The 17,219-nt window shown below is 40.3% G+C and carries 14 protein-coding genes and 1 pseudogene; 5 read left to right on the forward strand and 10 right to left on the reverse strand.

Annotated elements, in window-relative coordinates; all coding sequences use genetic code 11:
• Positions 1 to 1,287: cytochrome c biogenesis ResB family protein (locus J4760_RS12770; protein WP_237605977.1), on the reverse strand; the 1,287-nt coding region annotated here is incomplete at its 3' end.
• 12 nt (positions 1,288 to 1,299) lie between these two features.
• Positions 1,300 to 1,800, reverse strand: coding sequence for a redoxin domain-containing protein (locus J4760_RS12775; protein ID WP_237605978.1), 501 nt, complete (start codon positions 1,798 to 1,800; stop codon positions 1,300 to 1,302).
• A gap of 298 nt (positions 1,801 to 2,098) precedes the next feature.
• Here J4760_RS12775 and J4760_RS12780 point away from each other — a divergent pair, with 298 nt between their 5' ends.
• Positions 2,099 to 2,383 carry a hypothetical protein gene (locus tag J4760_RS12780; RefSeq protein WP_237605979.1) on the forward strand — a complete coding sequence of 95 codons (285 nt, stop codon included), beginning with the start codon at positions 2,099 to 2,101 and terminating at the stop codon, positions 2,381 to 2,383.
• Between the two features lie 110 nt (positions 2,384 to 2,493).
• On the opposite strand, the gene J4760_RS12785 is transcribed toward J4760_RS12780, so the two are convergent.
• From J4760_RS12785 to J4760_RS12805, 5 genes are all read right to left on the reverse strand, one after another.
• The gene (locus J4760_RS12785) at positions 2,494 to 3,648 is read right to left on the reverse strand and encodes a copper resistance D family protein (RefSeq protein ID WP_237605980.1); all 1,155 of its coding nucleotides are present in this window, start codon (positions 3,646 to 3,648) and stop codon (positions 2,494 to 2,496) included.
• A complete protein-coding gene (locus J4760_RS12790) occupies positions 3,645 to 4,229 on the reverse strand; it encodes a copper resistance CopC family protein (protein ID WP_237605981.1) in 585 nt (194 codons plus the stop codon). Before J4760_RS12790 ends, J4760_RS12785 begins: the two co-directional genes overlap by 4 nt.
• A 155-nt stretch (positions 4,230 to 4,384) precedes the next feature.
• Positions 4,385 to 5,326: a cation diffusion facilitator family transporter gene (locus J4760_RS12795; protein ID WP_237605982.1), complete on the reverse strand. Its 942-nt coding sequence runs from the start codon at positions 5,324 to 5,326 to the stop codon at positions 4,385 to 4,387.
• A 75-nt stretch (positions 5,327 to 5,401) separates the two neighbouring features.
• The gene (locus tag J4760_RS12800; RefSeq protein ID WP_237605983.1) at positions 5,402 to 5,731 is read right to left on the reverse strand and encodes an ArsR/SmtB family transcription factor; all 330 of its coding nucleotides are present in this window, start codon (positions 5,729 to 5,731) and stop codon (positions 5,402 to 5,404) included.
• Between the two features lie 218 nt (positions 5,732 to 5,949).
• Positions 5,950 to 6,903, reverse strand: a complete 954-nt coding sequence (locus J4760_RS12805) for an arsenic resistance protein (protein ID WP_237605984.1) — start codon at positions 6,901 to 6,903, stop codon at positions 5,950 to 5,952.
• Positions 6,904 to 7,065: 162 nt separating this feature from the next.
• On the opposite strand from J4760_RS12805, the gene J4760_RS12810 reads away from it, so the two are divergent.
• Entirely contained in the window at positions 7,066 to 8,088 is a 1,023-nt protein-coding gene (locus J4760_RS12810) for a sodium:calcium antiporter (RefSeq protein ID WP_237605985.1), read from the forward strand.
• A 133-nt stretch (positions 8,089 to 8,221) separates the two neighbouring features.
• On the opposite strand, the pseudogene J4760_RS12815 reads toward J4760_RS12810, so the two are convergent.
• From J4760_RS12815 to J4760_RS12825, 3 genes and pseudogenes are all read right to left on the reverse strand, one after another.
• Positions 8,222 to 8,835: pseudogene (locus tag J4760_RS12815) on the reverse strand (CadD family cadmium resistance transporter).
• A gap of 108 nt (positions 8,836 to 8,943) precedes the next feature.
• Positions 8,944 to 11,115, reverse strand: coding sequence for a heavy metal translocating P-type ATPase (locus J4760_RS12820; protein WP_237605986.1), 2,172 nt, complete (start codon positions 11,113 to 11,115; stop codon positions 8,944 to 8,946).
• A complete protein-coding gene (locus J4760_RS12825) occupies positions 11,108 to 11,476 on the reverse strand; it encodes an ArsR/SmtB family transcription factor (RefSeq protein ID WP_237605987.1) in 369 nt (122 codons plus the stop codon). Before J4760_RS12825 ends, J4760_RS12820 begins: the two co-directional genes overlap by 8 nt.
• Before the next feature lie 512 nt (positions 11,477 to 11,988).
• On the opposite strand from J4760_RS12825, the gene J4760_RS12830 reads away from it, so the two are divergent.
• The 3 genes from J4760_RS12830 to J4760_RS12840 are packed head-to-tail and all read left to right on the forward strand — an operon-like array spanning position 11,989 to position 17,057.
• Positions 11,989 to 12,564, forward strand: coding sequence for a recombinase family protein (locus J4760_RS12830; RefSeq protein WP_237605988.1), 576 nt, complete (start codon positions 11,989 to 11,991; stop codon positions 12,562 to 12,564).
• Positions 12,565 to 12,568: 4 nt separating this feature from the next.
• The gene (locus J4760_RS12835; RefSeq protein ID WP_237605989.1) at positions 12,569 to 14,488 is read left to right on the forward strand and encodes a site-specific DNA-methyltransferase; all 1,920 of its coding nucleotides are present in this window, start codon (positions 12,569 to 12,571) and stop codon (positions 14,486 to 14,488) included.
• Complete coding sequence (locus J4760_RS12840; RefSeq protein WP_237605990.1) at positions 14,481 to 17,057, forward strand: DEAD/DEAH box helicase family protein; 2,577 nt, start codon at positions 14,481 to 14,483, stop codon at positions 17,055 to 17,057. Before J4760_RS12835 ends, J4760_RS12840 begins: the two co-directional genes overlap by 8 nt.
• Positions 17,058 to 17,219: the final 162 nt, after the last annotated feature.

The raw sequence follows: 17,219 nt of genomic DNA on the forward strand, positions 1-17,219 counted from the left end.
ACTGAGTTCGCTTTCCCCTGCGCCGGTAACCTCGAAGACGAATGCGGGATTCCTAGGTACCGGTGTCTCCGAAACGAGTGTGCCGTTATCCGCGATTTCGAGGAAATCCGGTGAATAGGCCCGCATGTTGACCGTGATATCATCATTGATCTCATATGATTCTTCCGGGTTATCCAGAGTGACTGTGAAGGTGTCCCCCACCGTCTTCCCGTTCTGGTCCTCCAGACTGAACGTCATGGACTTCATCTGTGAGTTGTCATAGCTCGACTGATAGAGCTCGTAGTTGCCGAATCTGTATGGGTGGTTGACCCGTATGCTGTAGTCATCCACCTTCTCGAGATCCGGCTGGCTGCCGACCACATCCGCACTCTGGTTTTCATAGACGGTGACATCCGTCTGGAAGTTGCTGACCGTCATCGCGTTGCTGTTCTGCAATGTCTCACTGAAGACTGCGTCGGCATCTTCATCATAGGTGTCCATGATGAAGGCTTCGTTCTTCACATAGTATTGCCCCCCGGTCGTCGGAATCTCCTCTGTCTCCCCTTCGTTGAAGTAGATGATTTCATCGACATACATGCCCGGGAAGAATCTGAGCATGCTGCCGAAAAGCAGGATGATGAGACCCGTATGGTTTATGTATGGTCCATAGCGGGACAGCCTGCCCTTCTCAAGCAGGTAGCTGTCGCCGTCTTTCTTCACCTTGTACCGTTTCTTCGACAGTCTGTCGACCAGCCCTTCTGCATCCGTTCCGTCCTCCTGGCGGAGGGTGAGCCGCTGTCTTCCAAAGTAGGAATCATGTTTCCTGACCCGCTGGTTGCGGAGTGATTTGAACAGCGGTACACCACGATCAATGCTGGCGGCGATGATGGCCAAAGCCAGGACTCCATTAAGAATTAAAAACCACCAGGAGGAATAGAGGTTGTGGAATCCGAGGGAGTAGTACAGATATCCGAGCGTACCATAGTTCTCAGTATAGTATTGCGCTGGATCTGCACCAATCGGTATGAAGTACTCCTGAGGGAATATGGTACCGATTGCTGAAGCGATGGTGATTGCTAGTATAATTCCTATCCCGACTTTCACGGAGGTGAAGAATATCCAAATTTTGTCGAAGATGCTCTTCGACCGTGTCTTGGATCTGACAGCACTGCCGTCATAGCGCATGACATCTTTTATTTTATTTTTATCATAATCGCTGTTGATCATCTTCCCACAGGACTGACACAGCTGGGTGCCGGGGGGGTTGACATGACCACAGGATTCACATCTGATTTCTTTCAGTTCCATTATGTATTCATCCTATTCTGTGGCTTCACTTATGAAGGTTTTTATATCTTCGGGAGTCAGCTGGTACTCCTGCTTTTTTATCACGATGCCGTCCCGGTTGACTGCGATGGTCGTCGGCAGCGGGCCGATATTATAAGCTTCGGTGACATCTCCTGATCGGTCGAGCGCAATCGGGAATTTGAGATCTGCATCTAGGCCCGAAAGAAACTGCTCAATCTGTTGCTCATTCTCCCTGAGATTGACAGCCACGATTTCGTAGTCTTCATGACCGTCCGTATAGACGTCATTCATATCCGGCATCTCTTCTCGGCAGGGTTGGCACCACGTCCCCCAGAAGTTGAGTATGACACCCTTCTCTTCGGTGAGTTCGGACAGTTGGACTTCCTCATCCTCGAGTGTCTCCAGCTTGAAGTCCACGGCCTGATCGCCGACATTCAGCGTCTTTGGGCCGGAAGTGAGATTGAACCATAGTGTAATGCCAATCAGTAAGGTGACGGTTACAATAATGCTCACTCTTAAAATATTCCTGGTGCGTTTTTTCACTTTTATCACCATCCTGTCATTCATTTATAGTTTTCATTGTAGCATCTAACAATTTACTCTTGGATGACAGTATTATGACACTTGGTAACAATATGGAAAAGCTTTCATATTGGTGGTATATCACTGCATATTGTCACTTTTCATACGAGAGTTGATAATGTGTATTGCACCCTCTTTTACAAATAATATCGAAAAATGGTTAACTGAGGTTCTTCTCGTATATCATTGAATGATATACTTAACTCAAAATAAACAAGTAGGTGCTTCTATGAAAGAGAGGGAAAGGAATAATTCTAAACTGACTGTAATTATTCTTATAATTATCACTTTGGTCGCTACAGCTTTAATCGTTTTATTTATTATTATAGCCACCAAAAACCTTGAAGCAGACCAGGCTCAAGCGATGAATTCACAGCGTTTGATTGAAGAACTAGTAATACTAGGAGATTCTCCCGCTCCAGTAACTGTCTTAAATTCTGGTGATTTCACGTTCTCATCCTATAAAACTTGGGGAGAAGAGAGTATCCCCAAAAAGGTAAGTAATTATGTTTAAAAAGCTAAAGTAAAGATTTCTTTTATCAGCATAGTGAAAAATAATAAAAAGAGATGCATATCAATTTAAAAGATATGCATCTCTTTTTCGAGTAATATATTAAATCATACTTATTGAATCCCTAATATAATCGCCATATAAAAGGAAATAGACATCAGTAAAGAGAAGCTTGTAGATAAGAATACGGACTTCTTATATGTTGCTGCATACACAGTTAATACTAAAAACAATGAGCCCAAGCCCAACAGCAAATAATTCTCCAGTCCGAAAGATATGGTCACATTAAACACACCACTTTGCCCTGCATTTTGAATGTCATTTACAATATCTCCATCATATAGAGCAGTAAACAGTGGCGAAGCACCTTCTGTTTTAATCAAGCTATAAATTTGATGCGGTGGCCAGGACTGGCCCATAAAAGCTGTCACTCCAAATACAATTAAAGCATAGAAGCTTTCCATACGAGCCCATTTTAGAGGATGGAACGATTCATCATTATATCTCTTTCTAAACATGACACCATTAACCAGAGCAAATAATACAAGTGAAATGATAAGTATATGTTTCAGCAACAGCGCTTGCCCATAATTGGTAATAAGGCTATTCTGGTACTCTTGGGTGATGGAGGCATCCAGATCGTCATAGGAATCGATATCAATCCCCATAGTAAAATAACCAGCCACCATTGCAATGATAAGACATACCATGGCAACTGGTGTAAACCATTTCAGGAAAGCTTTCCAGTTTCTTTTGTCTTTGGAAAACCAACTGACTATGAAGAGGATTCCTATCCATATCGTGACAGAGAGGAAGTGAAGTGTCTGAAAGAGAAAACCTCTCCATTCAGTAATGGTCGACGCATGCGCGGATCTCGTATAACCCAGCAGCATCAACAAAACCAGAAACAATGCCCATGTTTTCAAATGCATTTTTGTTGATAAGTTTTTTGATTTCAATACAAATATCAGAATAATAGTTACGATACTGATGAACACCCAAGCTTTGCCGATTTCAAAAGTCAGTATAATATTTGTAAGAATCGACCAGAGGTCCATACCATAAGCTAGTATAATTGCAGTTTGTAATACGGGAGCGAAGGCGGCTACAGGTATCAGAATCGCTGATAAATATAGCAGTTTTTTCGGTATGTATACATCAGTTTTTTTATTTTTCGGAACCATGAATAGAATCAGGGAACCGATAAGTATTGAAAAACAAACATATAGTATGAATTCTGTGACGGAGGTCAAAAGTATTCCAATCACCTTCTATTCTTTCTTTTTCTGATCCACATACCACCCGCTAGTATTAAACCAGCAAAAGCAAGGACGACTACTATTCCCATGCCTAATGAAGAACCTTCGTTTGTATTGTTGTCCTTCTGATTTGATATATTATTGGTTTCTGAATTTTGTGCGTTGTTTACAACCTCACTTCCCTCATCATCTTCATTCTGTTCATCATGCTCTTGATTTTGACTACCGGGTCCCAAGATTGAAAAGGTGTATTGACCTTCGATCGGATGACCGTCCGCCCCCACTATCTCCCAATTTACGTCATATTCGCCCGGGCTAAGAGACTCTTCAAATTGTGCGCTCATAACATTATCATCTATATCAACAGACGAGGGCTGGATTTTTTGGTCGTCTTCGCTTATAAGGGAGAGCGTACTCCCATTTTCAACCTTTGTACTAAAAGAGAGCTCCATATTATTTATACCTTCCTCAAGTTGATCCCCATCTGCCGGCTCCGATTCCTCCAGAACAGAATGCCCATAAACTGTACCAGGCAGAACAATAAAGGATAGACTAACCACGGCCAAAAGCAGATATAACCTACCTAACATATTTATCACCTTTTCCTATATGAATAATTTTTGATTACCACGTAATCTTATCACCAAACAAGAAACAAGAATATCTCAAACTCACTTGTAATCAAATCGTCAACAGATGTCTAGAGTAAAAAAACAAAGCTTATCTTCATGATATACACAGTCCTCTAATTATCATGCTTATGCTCTGAGATCCCATATTCATTTTGGCAGATCAATGAATCTTCGTGTGGATGGTCTTCATTTTCCATTTGAATTGTAGTATGGCCAATCTCTCTGCTTTCTAATCCCTGCTCAATTTCTCTCAAGATTTTTTGACTTTCCAGTATTGTTATCTCTCCATCTACTACTATATGACATGAAAGGGCATTTTGTCCGCTTGTAATACTCCAGACATGCAGATCGTGTAATCCCTTCACACCTGGAACATTTTTTATTGTTTCAAAAATTTCATCCAGTTGGACATTTTTAGGCGTACCTTCCATCAATACATGGAGCGATTCCTTGGTTACACGCCATCCACTTATAAGCACAAGCACAGCAACCACCACACTCGCCAGTGGATCGGCCCAGCCCCAATCGAAGAAGATCATTAGCAGAGCTGCTGTAATTGCACCGACAGAACCAAGCAAATCACCGAGTACATGTAAAAATGCAGCTTTGATATTCAGGTTCCCTTTCGTATCGCCTCCTCGCATCATGAGCCATGCGACCAGTATATTTATAAGCAGTCCAATGGTAGCGATTATCAGCATGCCAGTGGACGCTACTTCAGGAGGGTCCATAAAGCGACCATATGCCTCGTAGAAAATATAGCCGGCAATGAGTACTAAAGTCACACCATTAAAGACTGCCGCAAGAATTTCAAACCGTTTATATCCATAGGTTTTGCTGTAGTTTGCAGCTTTCTCACCGAAAATAAATGCTAGAAGCCCTATCCCTAACGAAATAGAATCACTTAACATATGACCTGCATCAGCCAACAAGGCCAGACTGTTGGTCAAAAATCCACCGACTGCTTCTATTATCATATATACTGTGATGATAATAAAACTGAACATTAATACTTTTTTGTTGGCATTATGAGTATGATTATGGTCCTGACTCATTCATATCACCTTCCCATTTAAACGTATGTTCACTTCTCAATATAATAAATTGTAACCGCCCATCATATCTGTTTTTTAAAAATGGCGTGCATGGCTGATGGTTTCTTCCAGCATGTTCATTACATGTGTGTCATCCGGGGAATAGTATATGCTCGTCCCATCTCTTCTATATTTGACTAGTCTCAAGTTTTTCAGAAATCTCAGCTGATGGGAGACCGTAGATTGCCTTAGATGTAAATTTTCCGCAATATCATTTACAGAATATTCATTGTGAAAAAGCAGATTCAGTATTCTGATTCTTGTGGGGTCGCTCAACGCTTTGAAAGTTTGCGATACCATAAATAAAGTTTCTTCATCAAGATTCTTATTATTATTGAAAACTTTGTCTTGCTTTGTATTTTCCATATTCAATCACTCCTGAAAGTCGTTGAATTTACCAACGGATAATATGATTACTTCATCATATGTACACATAGTAGAATGGTTTTAGACGTTTTGTCAAGGTTATACCTTCAATAGGTGGAATTATTAGAAAATCCCAACTCTGTTTTTAAATATATTAGCAAATCAAGAAAGCACCCATCAAAATAATTTGATGGGTGCTGAAGGGTAATGAATCTTTTTTATGGATTTTTATTTTTAGAAATAAATATCAAAATTTGAGTGATCATTGCCAGGATAGGTAACTCCAATAATGGTCCGATGACCAACGTTAATGCGATTAAAGGCTGATCCGGAAATGCAGTCATAGCGATTGCTAAAGCAATTGGCGAATTTCTAGCCAAGGTAGTCAAGCTCAAACTGGTTCTGTCAGGTATCGAAAACCTCATAATCTTCCCAACTTTTTGACCAACGAAAAAATTCACTATGAAAAATAAAAGGATTGGTATTGTTATTTGCCACATTAAATCTACATTATCCAGTAATAATTGCCCTTGCGATGCGAACATAGCCATAATTGCGAGACTTAGAAAAATTATAGGCAATACGCTAAGATTGGATATCAAACCATCTTTTAACTGCTGCTTATGTTTTAAAAACACTTTTGTCAGAAGTGCCAAAACTAACGGGATGAACAAAACAACTAAAATACTTTCTACCAGAAACGCAAATTCGATAACTCCTGTCGTTCCACCAAAAATAAGAAGGTAAACAGGTAGCAAAGTGACTTGTAAGATTAGATTCAGAGGCAGAATGGCTGTTGATAACGCTACATTTCCTTTTGCTATCCCAGTGAATATCAAGTACCAATCAGTACATGGTGTGACCATCAGCATAATAAAACCAATATATAATGCTGGATGGTCACTTAGGAATATTAGTGCTAGGAGCCATGCCAAAATAGGCGACCAGACAAAGTTGATAGTGACTGAGGTATACGTAAATTTTATGTTTTTAAATGCTTTCCTTATTTCTTCAAGGGGAATTTGCAAGAAAGTAATATATAGCATTACTACTAGTAAAGGAACAATAAAGCTTTCCGCATTAGTTCGTATGATTTCCACTTGTCCCATGCCTATACCAATAATTACAGCCAAGAAAATAATGAGCGTATATAGCTTCTCGATTAAATGCATTGCGTATCACAGCCCAGACAATATATTTTAATAGATTGTGAGTATTCCATAATGGGTATTTTTCAAACCATACGGAGATTAAATCATAACAGTCCTGTTCTTTCAAATGGTATAAGCATGACAAAAAATAAACCGTAACTGATGAAGAGAGGAGAATGTATCATGAGCACCTGGTTATGGGCATTCGTATTAATCATTGCTGCCTGGGGCGCCCACTGGGGGGCTGAGCAGCTGGTGAAGCCGCTCAAAAACCTCCGGAAACAGTGGGGCCTGACAGCTTCGGCAGGGGCGGCTTTCCTGGCCATCGTCACCGCCAGCCCTGAGGTGGGAATCAATGTGACCAGTGTTCTTACCGGTTCTGCCGAAATCGGTCTGGGGAATCTGTTAGGTTCTAATATCATCTCGATTCCGCTGATGGTCACGATCGCTTATTTTGCGACAAGGAAGACATTCAAACAGCAGACAGGCAATTCAAACTCCAAAAATGAGAGTCACGAACAGCACTTAGAAGAACACATACTATACCTGGATCCAAAAACAGTAACCGTACTTGCACTGCCTTATCTGGGTATACTGGTGCTGGTTGCAGTGCTGACGCTTCCCGTCCCCTGGCGTGGACTGCAACCCATAGACGGCTGGATTATGCTTGGTGCCTACCTTGTCTTTCTCGCCCAGGCGATCTTCAGAGGCCGGGGACAGGGTGAAAAGGTGGAATGGAGTGCCAAACAGATCTGGCTGGCGATTGCCGGTGCTGCTGCCATAGTTGTCGGCGCCTACTTCATTGTCAAAGCGACGGAAAATATAGTCGTAGCATTTGGCATTTCGAAAGTGGTCGGCGGATTATTCATCACCGGCATAATGAGCACGGCGCCAGAAGTGTTCAAGACTTGGAGCGTTTCCAGAGGGGGTGAAGTCACAGCAGGAACGACCAGTGTGATTGCAGATAACGCCATCACCATGACGGTCGCCTTCGTTCCTCTGGCACTAGTCAGCGTGCCGGTTCAAAACTTCCAGCTCTATTGGGTCAACCTTCTGTTTGTGGCGCTCATGCCCATCCTCTACATCGCTTTTGTCAGTTGGGGCAGCAAGCAACCTGGATTCAAGCGCTGGCAAGTCCTGGCTTTTGATGTAAGCTATCTCATCTACATGTTGGTCATACTGCTGGTCATCTTTCAGGTGATATAACTATTGAGAAATGCGTGAATCTTTACTGCTAATTAAAAGTTGGCCTTTCCCATGGAAGAGGTCAACTTTTAATTTTCTATAATGGAGAAACAAATTTGAATATCTCAGAATTGATATTTTATCCAATCAAATATTAAAGAATTGAGAACAAGACATTGAATGTGCCATTTTCAACCATGATATATATTCCTAAACCTATTAAAACAAACGGAACGATCCAGCGTTCATATCTTTCGATTTTTTCCGATAAGAAATCCAATTTGGCCAAACGATAGCCGAGATAGAGCAAAACGCCGATCATAATCAGAAAAACGATAATGGAAACGAGGATTTCATTCGCATTTAACGTTGTAAAGTAAGGTACATAGATGGAAAAATCATCTGCGCTTGATGACAATACGATTAAAGTAACCGTTACAAACAATTGATTTGACTTACCAGAGGAAAAACAGAAAGAATGCTGCTTTCATCTGAATCTTCTTCCCCTTTCGTCCACACCTTTATGCCTAAATAAATGGGCAAAAGACCGAGAAGCCCGATGATCCACTCCTGAGGGACTAAGTTCGCGACTCCCAAGGCGACTAGAAGGCTCACGCCTATAACGATGATCGTCCCAACATACTTTCCAATCCAGATGTGTTTTGCCTGCCCTTTTTTCACTTGCGAAAACAATGTAATCAAAAGAACGAGGTAGTCGATTCCTGTTGCTACGTAAATGGTCGCGGCCGTAAACACTGTTGTTAGCATTTTCTCACTCCAAACCAGTTACAGGGCGCTTTTCCAGGAGGAAAAGCGCCCTGTAACATTCTCTCTGCTTACTGTCTCATCGTGTACCAATGTGTTCAAACCATAAATTTATTCTTCTTCCTTCACTCGCATGAGTCGCATGCCGTTCAATGCCACTATAAGGGTAGCACCCATGTCGGAGAGGATGGCGATCCAAAGCGTGAGCCAGCCCGGAATGACCAGCAGCAGTGCAAGGACCTTGATTCCGATTGCAAAGGCGATGTTGGCTTTGATGATGTTCAGCGTTTTCCGGCTCAGTTTGAGTGTGAACGGCAGTTTTTTCAGATCATCACCCATCAATGCAACATCGGCTGTTTCAAGTGCTGTATCCGTACCTGCCCCGCCCATTGCGATTCCAACTGTGGAGGCTGCCAGAGCCGGTGCATCATTGACACCATCTCCGACCATGGCAACATGATTGTATTTTGTTTTCAACTCTTTGATGACTTCCAGTTTATCTTGTGGCAGCAGTTCCGATCTGACGTCGGTGACGCCAACTTCTCCTCCGATTGCATTGGCGGTACTATGATTATCGCCAGTAAGCATGACAGTCTTTTTAATGCCAGATTGATGCAATTTATGAAGTGCTTCCTTACTTGTCTCCCTGACTTCATCCGCCACAGCAATAATAGCCTCAACGCCATTCTCTGTTCCTGCCAGCATGACTGTCTTACCCTGCTTTTGAAGAGATTCAACAGTATTTTCAATTTTATTATCAACGCTCGATTTAGATAGCTCTGCAAACAATTTCGGGTTTCCAACATAATATGAGAAGCCATCTATTCTACCTGTAATTCCCTTGCCTGTGATTGAAGAAAAGTCTTCTACAGGGATGTCGGCATAGGAGACGTTTTCTTCATCCGCTTTATTCATAATCGCTGCTGCTAAAGGATGTTGAGAACGATATTCCAAAGCAGTGATGATCGCGATCATCTTTTGCTCATCGACTTTATTACTGATTACTTCAAAATTAGTAACAACCGGAACGCCTTTAGTCAAGGTGCCCGTCTTATCAAAAGCGATTGCCTTCAGTGCACCGATCTCCTCGAGATAGATACCACCCTTCACAAGCACACCTTTCTTTGCAGCGTTACCGATTGCGGATACAATCGATATTGGTGTGGAGATGACGAGCGCACACGGACATCCTACAACAAGCACTGCCAGTCCCTGGTAGACCCATGTTTCCCAGCTGGCACCGAAGAACAGTGGGGGCAGTACTGCAACCAGCGCTGCGATGACCATGATGACCGGCGTATAGTACTTCGCAAACTTGTCAATGAATGCCTGCGAAGGGGCACGCTCTCCCTGTGCTTCCTCCACTAGGTGAATGATTTTAGCAATCGTCGTATCCTCAACAAGTTTGGTGATTTCCACTTCAAGGAAGCCCTCTTCATTGAGCGTCCCTGCAAACACTTCATCATCTTCAAATTTTTCGACTGGGACCGACTCGCCGGTGATGGCTGCCTGGTTGATGGACGAGTAACCATTCACGATGACACCATCCATTGCGATTTTCTGTCCCGGTTTGACTATCATGATATCCCCAACAGCAATATCATCCACGTGAACCATCATTTCCTGCCCACCGCGTCTGACCAGTGCCTCTTTCGGAGCAATATCCATCAATGAAGTGATCGATTTTCTTGCTCGTTCCATGGAGAAGCGCTCCAATGCCTCACTGATGGCAAAGAGAATGACCACAATCGAGACTTCCGCCCATTCTCCTATCAGAACACCACCAATTACAGCAACCGTCATGAGTGTTCTCATATCGAACTCAAGCCGCACCAGGTTCTGGAGACCAGTTTTCATCAGAGAGGTTCCCCCGACGAGCATCGATGTAATGAATAGAAGAGCCGTTACAACATTACCATTTCCATTCACGCCCATGGAAACAAAACCGAGTGCCATGAATAACGTAGAGTAAAGCAATGTACTATGTTTTTTATAGAACGGAACTTTTTCTTCCTTCTCCTTATCTTCAGCGGCAGGTGCTCTCGTCGTTTTTTCAGGTGCCACTTTAAGATTTTCAAACGCGCCTGCTTTCTCCAGCTCCTCAACAGTCACTTCGCCATATACAGAAATTTTGGAAGCACCGAAATTGACCTTTGCATCTTGAACATTGGGCAAGTGTTTAACGTTTTTTTCAAACTTTCCTGCACAATTTGCACACGAGAATCCTTGAACCCGATATGTGTTCATTTCTTCATCCATTAATTTTGTCTGTTGTTCAGACATTAGCCATCACTTCTTTCTTATGTGTTAATGCAATCATCATGATCTGTTTGATATGCTCATCATCCAATGAATAGAAAGCAAGCTTCCCTTCTTTTCTAAACTTGATTATTCCTTGTCTATAAAGCGTTCTTAGATGATGGGAAGCGTTTGCTACTGAAACACCAATGATATTTGCGACATCACACACACATAATTCTTCCTCCTGACATAAAGCATAGGTGATTTTGGCTCTGTTTTCGTCAGCAATTGCTTTCAGCAATTGAGAAACACCAGAAATATCTACCTGCTGTATATCTTCCTGTATTCGATTGACCTTTTCTTCGTCATAACAAAAAACTTCACAAGTATCCTTCTTATTCATATCAATCACCTTCTTATTATAATATTCATTTGAATATAGTATATCTTCCCCTATTTAATCATTCAAGTATTTATTTGAATAAAGATTTGTAATTTTTGATTATATCTTGAACCAGGTTTGAGGTGAATAGTTTATATTACAAAATTGTTTATTCATTATTGAATTCTTTTGTGCTCTTTTAGATTGAAATTGAATCGTATAGAGAGCTGCCAAAATTTTAGCTAAATTCGGCTCGGCAAAATAGCGTTTAAAAGAGGGATGGAATAACTCTTAAATTGGGATAATAGTTTTTATATAACCATCCAATAAACGACCGTTTATTGGAATATTCGAGGAGAATGAAATATAGTTGATTTCACTATAGATTGTAAGTACAAAAACCCGTACAATTATCTTTGTACAATATTTTAAAACCTATTGAGTTTTTGTACTGTAACCAAGTTCTATGAGGGCCATTTAGAGAATAGAATACATATAACCCCCTACTAGGAGATAAATAAGGAGGAAATATTATGAGTAAAATTGGTTATGCCAGAGTCAGTACGAGAGATCAGAATTTAAATAGTCAAATTGATGTCTTAAATAAATATGGTTGTAATCGAATATTTTCCGAAAAGGTAAGTGGACGGAAATATAAAAGAACAGAATTAGATAAATGCCTCGACTATTTACGGGAGGGAGACACTTTAGTCATTACTAAATTAGATCGACTAGGGCGGACAACCAAACAATTAATAGAACTATCTCAACACCTTGATGAAAAGAATATAGATTTAGAAATAATAGATATGAATATCAATACTAAAGATGCAATGGGGAAAATGTTCTTTACCATGATGAGTGCTTTCGCAGAGCTCGAAGCTAATCTATTGAGCGAAAGAACGAAAAAAGGTTTAGAATCAGCCCGTTCAAGGGGTAGAACGGGGGGAAGGCCAAAATTTCCTAAAGACAAAAGAGAAAAGGTCATTTCCCTGTATGAGAGTAAGAAGTACACGATAAATGAAATCATCAGAATGACTGGGGTATCAAGAGGTACTATATATAATATGATTAACAGTAAGTCTGAAAAAAAGATCGGAGAGAAATGATTTTATGGAAACAAAGCTCCAACAAGAGATAAATAATGTTCTAAAGCCATTCCCTAAATACTGGAACGAAAATACGCTATTGAAGAACAAAGTAATTGAAGATATACGAACGTACGATGAGAAACTAATGACAGTCCTTCTATCAAACGAGCTAATAAGAAATACATACTCACTTCAATTGCCATCAGGTTTAATTTTTAAAGTGGAAGATTTTATTAGTATGCTACGTTTCAAAAACTATTGGGATAACAGCTTTACAAAGTATACGAATGAAATTGGACTGACCAGTGAGAATAAGTACCTTAAATACAATACGGATGTCGTGCTTGATTTTCCGCACAAAGATGGGGTGTTGGAAGGAGGAATGACGGCAGAGGAAATAGGGAAAGATGAAGTTTATTATCATAACACTTTAGCGAAAGAAGAAATCGATACTTTGCTATCTCCTAAGGTTTTGATCAACAGTAAACTGTATACAAAAAATGGAGAAGAAAAAATAACAGATTTTAAAAATGAGGATAATCTAATTATTAAAGGTAATAATTTGTTAGCACTAAGCGCACTAAAAAAACGATTCTCGAATCAAATTAAAATGATTTATATTGATCCTCCTTATAATACTGGTAAAGATTCTTTTAAATATAACGATAGATTTAATCGTTCAACATGGCTGACTTTTATGAAGAATAGAATAGAAATAGCTTATGACCTTTTACAGAATGATGGTTTAATATTTATAAATATAGATAATAATGAACAAGCCTATCTCACAGTTTTAATGGATGAAATATTTGAGAAGAGAAATCATATTACAACATTAGTATGGGAAAATAAAGAAGGTGGAGGGAAATCTGACAGTAAATTTTTCAAAAACAAACATGAATTTATTTTAGTTTATGCAAAAAATGTTGATAAAGCTCAAATTTTACCTGTTAATATCACAAATGAAGCTAGGTATAAAGAAAGAGATGAATATGAAGAAACGAGAGGGAAGTATTATACACAAAAACTAGGTATGGGTTCAATTCAGTATTCCAAAGCTTTAGATTATCCAATAGAAACTCCTGATGGAAGTTACATTTATCCTTCAGATAATAATAACGGTAAAAAAGCAGTGTGGAGATGGGGGAAGAAGAAGTTTAAGTGGGGATTAGAGAATGGCTTTATAATTTTTAAAAAAAATAATAATGATGAGTGGGTCGTCTATACCAAGCAATATTTGAAGGCAGATAATGAAGGGAATATCATGGAGAGGAAAATGCAACCTTTAGGTGTGATAAACAAATATTCTAATACACAATCTGAAAAACACTTAAAACAAATGTTCGAAGAAAGTATATTCAAATATTCTAAACCTGAAGGACTCATTAGTTACCTAGTCGATATATCTACTAATGAAAAAGATTTAGTGCTAGATTTCTTCATGGGGTCTGCAACTACCCCATCTGTCGCAATGAAAATGAACCGCCGTTTTATTGGTGTAGAACAAATGAACTATATTAATACAGTATCAGTTCCACGATTACAAAAAGTGATTGACGGTGAACAAGGAGGTATCTCAAAAGACGTTGAGTGGCAAGGCGGTGGCAGCTTTGTCTATGCTGAATTATATAGCTTGAATGAAGAATACCTCCAGGCTATTCAAGATTGCTCAAGCACTGAAGCATTAGAACACGTCATTGATAAGATGAAAACATCTGCTTATTTGAACTTCAAAGTGGACTTAGATAAGGCTACGACACAAGACGAGAACTTCAAGTCATTATCTTTAGCAGAACAAAAAGACGTGCTTATCCAAGTGTTGGATATGAACCGACTGTATCTCAATTACTCAGAAATTGAAGACAGTCAGTATGAGATTCCTGATTCAGTAAAAGAATTTAATCATTCCTTCTACCAAGAAGAAGGTGACACGGATGAGTAATGAAATCCTCCATAGAAGAATTGAAGCACAGTTCAACTCCCTGTTCGTAGAGCCACCTGAAGTGCCGGATTATGTACAGGATAATCTGAGACACCCTTTGCGGGAATACCAGTCACAGGCATTGAAACAGCTCATCTATACACAAAAACTGGATAACGCAGATCTCTCATTCAATCACCTGCTGTTCCATATGGCGACGGGATCAGGAAAAACACTCGTCCTGGCATCGACCATCCTATATCTATTCAAAGAACATAACCAACAGAACTTCATCTTCTTTGTGAACAGTGATGCCATCATTAAAAAGACCTATGACAACCTTACAAATGAAAGTTCCAGTAAATATCTATTCAGAAAAGAAGGCATTGTGATAGATGGACAGCGAATTTCCATTCAAGTGGTCGATGTATTCCCGGCGTTCCCAGATGCCAATACAATCTATTTAAAATTAACCACCATCCAAAAGCTCCACACTGACCTGACAGAACCCAAAGAAAATGCATTGACCTATGAATCGCTGGAGAATACGCGCCTTGTGCTGTTGGCTGATGAAGCCCACCATATCAACGCATGGACACGGCGGAATAAACGGAAACTGAATACCAGAGAGTATGAAGAAAGAACGTGGGAGAATACTGTCAACACCCTGCTTCAACTCAACCCTGCCAACCGACTATTGGAGTATACAGCAACCATCAACTTGAATCAGGATGTACTATTTGAAAAATATAAGGACAAAATCGTCTATCAATATGATCTGAGACGATTCATGAATGATGGGTATTCGAAGAATGTGGTGCTGTTGCGTGCCGATGAAGCAGATGAAAACAAGATGCTGAACGCCATTCTCTTGAGCCAGTACCGCAAATACATTGCCCAAGCAAATGATATCTCATTAAAGCCAATCATTCTGTTCAAGTCCAATAAGATTGCGACTTCCCTATCCGCTAATGAACGCCTATTGAACACTGTACAGGGACTGAACGTGGAAAGCTTGTCGCATATCATCACTCTTGGCCATGCCACCTACAAGCATGAGAACAGTATATGGAGCAAGATGTTCGAGTATTATAAAGATCAGCCACTGCCTGAAGTCATTCGTGACCTGCAGTGGGATTTCACAGAAGAAACCATTCTAAACGCCAATGATAAAGCCTTCCTTTCGGAAGATAATGCCCTGCTGTTGAATACATTGGAAGAAGACAACAATCCGATTCGTGCCATCTTTGCCGTCGCAAAGCTGAATGAAGGTTGGGATGTATTGAACCTGTTCGATATAGTGAGAATCAGTGAAGGTGCGACTTCAACGAAAACCACGACAGACAGTGAAGCTCAGCTGATTGGTCGTGGTGCTCGCTACTACCCTTTTGAGTACCAAGAAGTGCGCTCATATACAAGACGGTTCGATTTGGTACAGACGGATCTCAAAGTCATTGAAAGTCTGCACTATCATACAATCAATGAGAATGCCTATATAAAGAATCTGGAAAAATCACTCGAATCGGCAAGCATACAAGTAAAAGAGGACGAATACGATCGGTTGGAAGCGAAACTCAAGCCTGCCTTTAAAAAGAGTCCAGTATTTAAGAATGGCAAGATTTATATCAATAAACTGGAGAAAACCACTGCGGATGATTATCGAACACTCTCCCACTACAACGTGAGCACAGACTATGAGATTCCATTTGAAACCACTGTTGAGCAGCATTATGGCAAACGGATGGAACAGACGGGTGGTGGACAAAGGCATGAAGTGACGTGGCATGTAGACCGTATCTATATACGAAAGGCGATACAGAGAAAGCCCTTCTTCCACTTCAGCAACTTCAAAGCCTACATCCCTGCCCTATCAAGCATGAAGGACTTCATTGAAAGTCCCAATTTTCTTGGGAACTTAACGTTCCATGTGACTCTGCCACTGGAATTGGAATTGCATGATTTAAGTCCATTGAGTAAACTTAAAATGGTGGAGAAATATCTGGATTATGTAGAAAAAAAGATAAAGGCAAACTATATGAAGGAGCGTGGCACGCCTGTGTTCGAAGGTGTGGCCATGTCCGAGATGATTAATGACTACTATATTGAACTGAATAAGGTGAATGCCAAAGTATCCAATATGAGCGAAACCCTGCAGAAAAGGAATATGCGGGATAATCATTGGTATGTCTACGATAAGGCCATCGTCAACAGTCTGGAAAGCACGTTTATCGACTTTATCAATGATTATATAGAAGAACTTAAAAAAAAGTATCAAGAGGTCTACCTCATCCGGAATGAACGCAAAGTGAAGATTGTTGAAATCAATGGTACACGAGGCTTCATGCCTGACTTTCTGCTCTATCTCCAGGGCGAAGACTACACCTACCAGGTCTTCCTAGAACCCAAAGGGGGCCATTTGCAATTGGAAGATCGATGGAAAGAAGAGTTCTTGATGTCATTAAGCGAAAATGAGAATATAGAGGTCTTGTCTGAGAACGAGGAAGTTAGGTTATTGGGAATTAAATTCTTCTCAAATGAAAGTGAAAAGAAGAAGGAATTCCGTGAAGACTTTAAAGACAAACTCTTATAATAGATACACGATAAAAGATTTATATTGAATAGTAGAGGTAAATATATAGCATACAGTATATAATATACTGTATGTTTTTTTGATATAGTATAAGAGTGAAAATGCGATATATTTGATTGATCCTATGCTTTTAAAATTTATCTAAAAACTATACGCAACATA

This window comes from Salinicoccus sp. ID82-1 (assembly GCF_021991715.1).
GTDB classification, from domain to species: Bacteria; Bacillota; Bacilli; order Staphylococcales; family Salinicoccaceae; genus Salinicoccus; species Salinicoccus cyprini.

Coding starts and splice junctions, on each gene's coding strand:
- J4760_RS12780 (WP_237605979.1), top strand. CDS start 2,099: ATGAAAGAGAGGGAAAGGAATAATTCTAAACTGACTGTAATTATTCTT.
- J4760_RS12790 (WP_237605981.1), bottom strand. CDS start 4,229: ATGTTAGGTAGGTTATATCTGCTTTTGGCCGTGGTTAGTCTATCCTTT.
- J4760_RS12795 (WP_237605982.1), bottom strand. CDS start 5,326: ATGAGTCAGGACCATAATCATACTCATAATGCCAACAAAAAAGTATTA.
- J4760_RS12800 (WP_237605983.1), bottom strand. CDS start 5,731: ATGGAAAATACAAAGCAAGACAAAGTTTTCAATAATAATAAGAATCTT.
- J4760_RS12805 (WP_237605984.1), bottom strand. CDS start 6,903: ATGCATTTAATCGAGAAGCTATATACGCTCATTATTTTCTTGGCTGTA.
- J4760_RS12810 (WP_237605985.1), top strand. CDS start 7,066: ATGAGCACCTGGTTATGGGCATTCGTATTAATCATTGCTGCCTGGGGC.
- J4760_RS12820 (WP_237605986.1), bottom strand. CDS start 11,115: ATGTCTGAACAACAGACAAAATTAATGGATGAAGAAATGAACACATAT.
- J4760_RS12825 (WP_237605987.1), bottom strand. CDS start 11,476: ATGAATAAGAAGGATACTTGTGAAGTTTTTTGTTATGACGAAGAAAAG.
- J4760_RS12830 (WP_237605988.1), top strand. CDS start 11,989: ATGAGTAAAATTGGTTATGCCAGAGTCAGTACGAGAGATCAGAATTTA.
- J4760_RS12835 (WP_237605989.1), top strand. CDS start 12,569: ATGGAAACAAAGCTCCAACAAGAGATAAATAATGTTCTAAAGCCATTC.
- J4760_RS12840 (WP_237605990.1), top strand. CDS start 14,481: ATGAGTAATGAAATCCTCCATAGAAGAATTGAAGCACAGTTCAACTCC.